Origin of the sequence: uncultured Rhodococcus sp., from assembly GCF_963525155.1 — a bacterium.
Classification (GTDB): Bacteria; Actinomycetota; Actinomycetes; order Mycobacteriales; family Mycobacteriaceae; genus Rhodococcus_F; species Rhodococcus_F qingshengii.
On sequence record NZ_CAURKP010000255.1, the window covers coordinates 1 to 5,971 of the forward strand.

The following is a 5,971-nucleotide window of genomic DNA, read 5'->3' on the forward strand; positions in this document are numbered from 1 at the left end:
CGGAAGGTGAATTCGTCTGGTGCCCCGAAGGGCTGCACGAGGGCGATCACCACTTGCTCGGCGACATAGTCGACAAAGACATATTGGAAGTGGGTTGCGGCTCCGCGCCGTGCGCCCGTTGGCTCGCCGGACACGGTGCTCGGGCCGTCGGTCTCGACATCTCGATGGGGATGCTCGCCCGCGGGCAGGACGCGATGAATGCTGGCGGACCGGCAGTCCCGTTGATTCAGGCAAGTGCGGAACTCCTGCCGTTTGCCGACGAGAGTTTCGACATCGTCTGTTCCGCGTTCGGCGCCGTCCCGTTCGTTGCCGATTCGCAGCGAGTGATGAACGAAGTCGCCCGGGTTCTGCGTCCCGGCGGATCGTGGGTCTTTGCCGTCAACCCTCCGATTCGATGGATCTTCCCCGACGATCCCGGGCCGAAGGGCTTGACCGCGACCCTCCCCTACTTCGACCGCACCCCGTATGTCGAGGTCGATGACAACGGAGTCCCCACCTACGTCGAGCATCACCGCACCATCGGCGACCGGGTTCGTGAGATCGTCGCCGCCGGACTTCAGGTGCGCGACATAATCGAGCCCGAATGGCCGGAGTGGTTGGACCGCGAATGGGGACAGTGGAGTCCCCTGCGCGGCCAACTCTTTCCGGGCACTGCAATATTCAGCGCCGTCAAACCCTGACGGCTACAGCAGCTTCGACAGGAAAGCCTTGGTCCGGTCGTGCTGAGGATTGGCCAGGAGTTCCCGCGGCTCGCCTGCCTCGACCACAACTCCCCCGTCCATGAACACCAACTGGTCGGCGACCTCGCGGGCGAAACCCATCTCGTGGGTGACGACCACCATCGTCATGCCTTCTTTGGCCAACTGCTTCATCACGGTGAGAACTTCACCGACCAGTTCGGGGTCGAGCGCGGACGTCGGCTCGTCGAACAGCATGAGCTTCGGGTCCATCGCGAGAGCGCGGGCGATGGCAACTCTTTGCTGCTGACCACCCGACAACTGGGCCGGGTAGGCGTTGGCTTTGGCGCTCAACCCGACCTGATCGAGGAGGTCCTTCGCTCGTTCGACAGCCTTCTTCTTACTGACGCGCTTCACCTGCGTCGGCGCTTCGATGATGTTCTCGAGAGCGGTGCGGTGCGGGAACAGATTGAAGTGCTGAAACACCATCCCGATGTCGCGGCGCTGCTTGGCCGCTGCTCGCGGGTGAAGTTCGTACAGTTTTCCGTTCTTCTCCGAGTAGCCCACCAGGTCGCCGTCGACGTACAGTCGGCCGGCGTTGACCTGCTCGAGGTGATTGATGCAGCGCAAGAACGTCGACTTGCCCGACCCGGACGGCCCGACGAGACACAGGACCTGACCGGGGTCGATTTCGAGCGAAATCCCTTTCAGGACCTCCAATGCGCCGAAGTTCTTACAAACTCGGTCTGCTTTCACCATGGGTGTCATTTGCGTTCTCCTCCGGGGGTATCCGGAAGCGTTTCCACTACCGTAGCTTTTCCTTGCGCGTCGGCCAGTGCCTGAAGTTGGCGTGTGGTCAGTGCTCGGGTTGCGCCCTTCGAATAGTGACGCTCGACGTAGTACTGCCCGATCATGAGCAGACTCGTGATTGCGAGGTACCACGTCGCCGCCACCATCAACAGGGGAATCGGCTCGAAGTTGGCGCCCGAGATATCGCGCGCTCGACCGTACAACTCGAAGCTGTAAGGGACCGCCGTCACGAGCGAGGTGGTCTTGAGCATGCTGATGACCTCGTTACCGGTCGGCGGAATGATGACGCGCATCGCCTGCGGTAGAACGGTTCGTCGCATCGTCTGACTCCACGTCATACCCAATGCAACAGATGCTTCGGTCTGGCCCTCGTTGACCGAACTCACGCCGGCGCGGACGATCTCGGCCATGTAGGCGGCCTCGTTCAATGCCAAACCGATCACGGCAAACAGAAACGCTGCCTGCAAGTCCTGGAGATTGATGTGCGCAAACTGATGTACGAAGGGAATACCGAGATCGATGCTCTTGTAAATCGACGGGAACAGGCCCCAGAAGACCAACTGCACGTAGACAGGTGTTCCTCGAAAGATCCACAGATAGCCCCAAGCCGCGGCGCGAAGCACCGGGTTGGGAGAGAGTCGCATGACTGCCAGAATCACACCGAGGACGATCGCGATCACCATTGCCAGCACCGTCAGCTGGATCGTTGTCCACGCACCAGCGGAGATGCGTTTGTCGAACAGATACTGACCGTAAGTCCCCCATGCAAAGGCTTCGTTGGTCGCCGCGCCGTAAACGAACAGTCCGAAGAGGACCACGACGACGACCGCGGCAATCCAACGACCAGGTCTGCGTAGTGGAATTGCCTTGATCGGCACCGGATCGCCGGTCTCAGTTGTTGTCATGTTCATCAGCTTTCCGCGCCGTTGATCTTGGATACTTCGATGACGCCGGCCTCGACACTCCAGGTCTGCGCGATCTGTTGATAGACACCGTTGTCGATCAGGTACTGCATTGCCTGCTGCAGGGCGGGACCGAGGGCGGAGCCCTTCACGATCGGCCAGCCGTAAGGCGCCGAATCGAAGGGTTCTCCCGCAGCTTCCATCCGGCCCTTGCTCCGTTTGATCGCATAGCCGGTCACTGGTGAATCAGCGGACAGCGCGTCGACTCGACCGAGAATGAGCGCGTTGGCCGCGTCGTCCTGGCTGTCGTACTTGATCTTGTCGATCGGGGGTTTGCCCTCGGCCACGCAGGCCTCGCTCTTGGCGGGCACCTCGTCGATGTCCTCGGTGGTCGTGGTCTGCACCGCCACCCGAAGCCCGCACGCATTGTTCGGATCGACTGGCTTGTCCGGCCGCTGGGCCCACTGGATACCCGCGCTGTAGTACGTGACAAAGTCGACCGTCTTCTCGCGCTCCTTGGAGTCGGTGAACGAAGACATGCCGAGGTCGTAGCTTCCCGACTGAATAGCGGGGATGATCTTGTCGAAGTCGGCTTGGTTGAAGACAGCTTCGACCCCGAGCACGGCGGCAACGGCATTCATCAGGTCGACGTCGAAACCGACGATGTTGCCGTCCGCGTCCTTGAATTCGTTTGGCGCGTAAGGAATGTTGACCCCGACCTGCAGTTTGCCCGAATCCGTGACCTTGGACGGCAGAAGTGCGGCGATCTCGGGCACCTTCTGGACATCAAGTGGCGGCCCTTCCGGAACGAGACCCTCGTTGTTGGTGACACACCCGCCGCACAGTGCGACGATCAAGCCCACCAACAAGACTCGCACCACGTTGGTGCGGATACGCCCGCCACTGCTCGAGCCATAACTCACGCCACGTGGCCTTGGTGCCCGTGCGTTTTCATCGACCACGACTCTGCTCTCCACTCGTCGATCGCCGCACTTGCAACGTCCATCCGAAATTCAGTCGAACGGTAGGTTACGGCAGGAGTTCCACCGTCGCCGACTTCGCAAGATTCCGGCCTGTCGTACAAGAATCAGCGACGCAGAGTGTGTGCGTACACGACTTCGGAAAATTCGCTGGTCGATGCCAAACCGCCGAGGTCGGCGGTCGCGATGCCCGACGCGATGGTCGTGCGAACGGCATCTGAAATCCGGCGTGCTGCCGCAGACAACAACCGATCGCCACGCGCATCACCGAGCCAGTCGAGCATCATTGCACTCGAGAGGAACAGTGCCGTCGGGTTCGCCCGATTCTTCCCGGCGATGTCGGGTGCGGCACCGTGCGCAGCCTGAGCCATGACCTGCGTCTCGGAAGCGTTGATCGACGGCGCGGTTCCGAGTGAACCGGACAGCTCGCCCGCCAGATCCGACAAGATGTCGCCGAACATGTTTTCGGTCACCACGACATCGAAGTCGCCGCCGCGCCGAACCAGGTGCGCCGCCATCGCGTCGACGTGCTCGTCGTCGACAACGACGTGTGGGTACTCCGCAGCGACTGTTCGGCAGGCGTCACGGAACAGGCCGGTGGTCAGTGTGAGGACGTTGGCTTTGTGGACGATCGTGACGTGATTGCGCCGTCGCGACGCCAACGCGAAGGCAGTGCGTGCGATCCGTTCACACGCAGCGCGGGTGAACACACCGACGGCCAGCGCGATGTCGGGCGTCGGCATGAACTCGCCGCTGCCGACTGCCATGTTCCGATCCGCGTACAACCCCTCGGTGTTCTCGCGGACGATCACCAGATCCATGTCGGGGACCATTGCCTTGACACCGGGGAACGCCGCTGCCGGCCGAATGTTCGCGAACAGCTCGAACTTCTTCCGGATGACGCCGCCGGGTGTGAGTTGTCCGCGAAACCTCTCCGGATAGGACGCACTGTCGTGGGGTCCGAGAATCCAACCCTGCAGCTGCCCCAACGAATCGATGGTCTCGTCGGGAATCGGTGTGCCGTGGCTGTCGATGGCCGTGTTCCCGAGCGGAAGCTCGACCCACTCGACGGGCGGAGCATGAACCGCTGACAACGCCGCATCCACGATCTGCCGTGTCGCCGGGACGATTTCGTGGCCGATTCCGTCGCCGTGCATGAGTCCCAGCCGCATGGCCGAAGTACCGATTGCGCTCGCACCTGTCATCAGGCAATCATTGCTCACCATGGTCCAGTCGGTGGAATTGCTCCTCGATCCAGTGAGTGAGTCGGCAGTCCGAGCACAGTGGCAGCTTCTCGCCGACGCCGGTTTACCAAGTCAGGCCTCTCATCACAGCCCGTCCAACCGTCCGCACATCACACTGTTCGTCGCCCGTGAGATCCCCGCGGAGGTCGACGAACTGTTGAAGCGGCGCTTCTCGGCCCCGGACTTCGAGGTCCGACTCGGTGGCTACATCGTGTTCGGCGGCAAGCAGATGGTCTTGGCGCGCTCGGTCATTCCTTCGCGCGCACTCCTTCACCTGCACCGAGAAATAGCCGAGGCAACCGTTGGTTCGACGGCGCTTCCCGCCCACGTCGAGCCCGGCGGGTGGACTCCTCATGTGACGCTCGCCCGACGCGTCGAACCTGCACGTCTGGGTGAAGCCATTGCCCTGGTCGGTAACGACGTGATTCACGGGCGCAGCGGCGCGATCAGGCGCTGGGACGGCGAACAGAAGACGGAGTGGTTACTGACGCCGCCGCTGTGACAGATCGGGTTGCACGTCGGGTCACCAGGATTCCCGCGATCACCGCGAGTGCACCAACCGGCTGATTCCAGCCAACGCTTTCGTTCAAGACTATTGCGCCGAGAGCGACGCCCACCACTGGACTGAGGTAAGTGACGGTGGACGCCGCAGTCGGCCCCCACCCCTGAACGACATTGGTGTTCCAGATGAATGCGAGCCCGGTCCCCAGTGCGCCCAGAGCGATCATCGACAGGACAACTGCCGGCGTCAGGTGCATCGGTGTATTCGCGATGACCGGTGAGGCCAGAACCATCACGAATGCACCGATACTGATCTGCAATAACGCGACCGTGCGGGTGTCGACGCCGAGAGGAAGCACGAAACGTCTGAGGTAGACAAACGAAATCCCGTACGAGGCAGTCGCTCCCAGGCAAGCGACCTGAGAACTGACACTTCCGCCGACGCCGAGATTCCACGGCGCCAATACGATCAGCACCCCACCGAATCCGAGAAGCAACCCCAGCGATTTGTATCGCGTCAGCGTCTCCCCCGGCAGAAAGGCAAGGGAGACAGCCATAGTCATCAGTGGCGTGGTGGCGTTGTAGATGCTCGCGAGTCCCGAGGACATGTTTTGCTCCGCCCAACTGAACAGCAGCCACGGCACGATGCATTGTGTCGCTGCGAGAAAAGCCATGTGTTTCCAGACGCGAAAGTCCCTCGGTAGGCCGATCCGGCTGACCGCTGACACGAGAACCAGCGCGAGCGCACCGAAGACCAAGCGCCACAGAACTACCTGCGTGAAGGACAGACCTTCGAGCCCGATCTTCATGAAGAGGAAACTGGCTCCCCACACCACCGCAGCTGCGGTGTATTGAAA

Annotated in this window: 7 protein-coding genes; 2 read left to right on the forward strand and 5 right to left on the reverse strand. The window is 61.7% G+C overall.

The features are described 5' to 3' along the window. Positions 1-680: class I SAM-dependent methyltransferase (locus tag RWT78_RS27395; protein ID WP_314682274.1), on the forward strand; the 680-nt coding region annotated here is incomplete at its 5' end. A gap of 3 nt (positions 681-683) precedes the next feature. Here the strand turns inward: RWT78_RS27395 and RWT78_RS27400 are convergent. The 4 genes from RWT78_RS27400 to RWT78_RS27415 all read right to left on the reverse strand — a co-directional run bounded on the left by RWT78_RS27400 (position 684) and on the right by RWT78_RS27415 (position 4,574). Further along, on the reverse strand, positions 684-1,445 hold the full coding sequence (locus RWT78_RS27400; protein WP_019748634.1) for an amino acid ABC transporter ATP-binding protein: 762 nt from the start codon (positions 1,443-1,445) through the stop codon (positions 684-686). Continuing rightward, entirely contained in the window at positions 1,442-2,398 is a 957-nt protein-coding gene (locus RWT78_RS27405) for an amino acid ABC transporter permease (protein ID WP_019748635.1), read from the reverse strand. Before RWT78_RS27405 ends, RWT78_RS27400 begins: the two co-directional genes overlap by 4 nt. Next, the gene (locus RWT78_RS27410) at positions 2,398-3,312 is read right to left on the reverse strand and encodes an ABC transporter substrate-binding protein (RefSeq protein WP_373937384.1); all 915 of its coding nucleotides are present in this window, start codon (positions 3,310-3,312) and stop codon (positions 2,398-2,400) included. Before RWT78_RS27410 ends, RWT78_RS27405 begins: the two co-directional genes overlap by 1 nt. Before the next feature lie 164 nt (positions 3,313-3,476). Next, positions 3,477-4,574 (reverse strand): isocitrate/isopropylmalate dehydrogenase family protein, encoded by a 1,098-nt coding sequence (locus RWT78_RS27415; protein WP_064689634.1) that lies wholly within the window; start codon positions 4,572-4,574, stop codon positions 3,477-3,479. On the opposite strand from RWT78_RS27415, the gene RWT78_RS27420 reads away from it, so the two are divergent. Continuing rightward, positions 4,540-5,115 carry a 2'-5' RNA ligase family protein gene (locus tag RWT78_RS27420; RefSeq protein ID WP_314682284.1) on the forward strand — a complete coding sequence of 192 codons (576 nt, stop codon included), beginning with the start codon at positions 4,540-4,542 and terminating at the stop codon, positions 5,113-5,115. The genes RWT78_RS27415 and RWT78_RS27420 overlap by 35 nt on opposite strands. Here the strand turns inward: RWT78_RS27420 and RWT78_RS27425 are convergent. Next, positions 5,060-5,971 (reverse strand): DMT family transporter (locus RWT78_RS27425; protein ID WP_314682285.1); only part of this gene is annotated, 912 nt, incomplete at its 5' end. The two genes, RWT78_RS27420 and RWT78_RS27425, sit on opposite strands and share 56 nt — an antisense overlap.

Coding starts and splice junctions, on each gene's coding strand:
- RWT78_RS27415 (WP_064689634.1), bottom strand. CDS start 4,574: ATGACAGGTGCGAGCGCAATCGGTACTTCGGCCATGCGGCTGGGACTC.
- RWT78_RS27405 (WP_019748635.1), bottom strand. CDS start 2,398: ATGAACATGACAACAACTGAGACCGGCGATCCGGTGCCGATCAAGGCA.
- RWT78_RS27400 (WP_019748634.1), bottom strand. CDS start 1,445: ATGACACCCATGGTGAAAGCAGACCGAGTTTGTAAGAACTTCGGCGCA.
- RWT78_RS27420 (WP_314682284.1), top strand. CDS start 4,540: ATGGCCGAAGTACCGATTGCGCTCGCACCTGTCATCAGGCAATCATTG.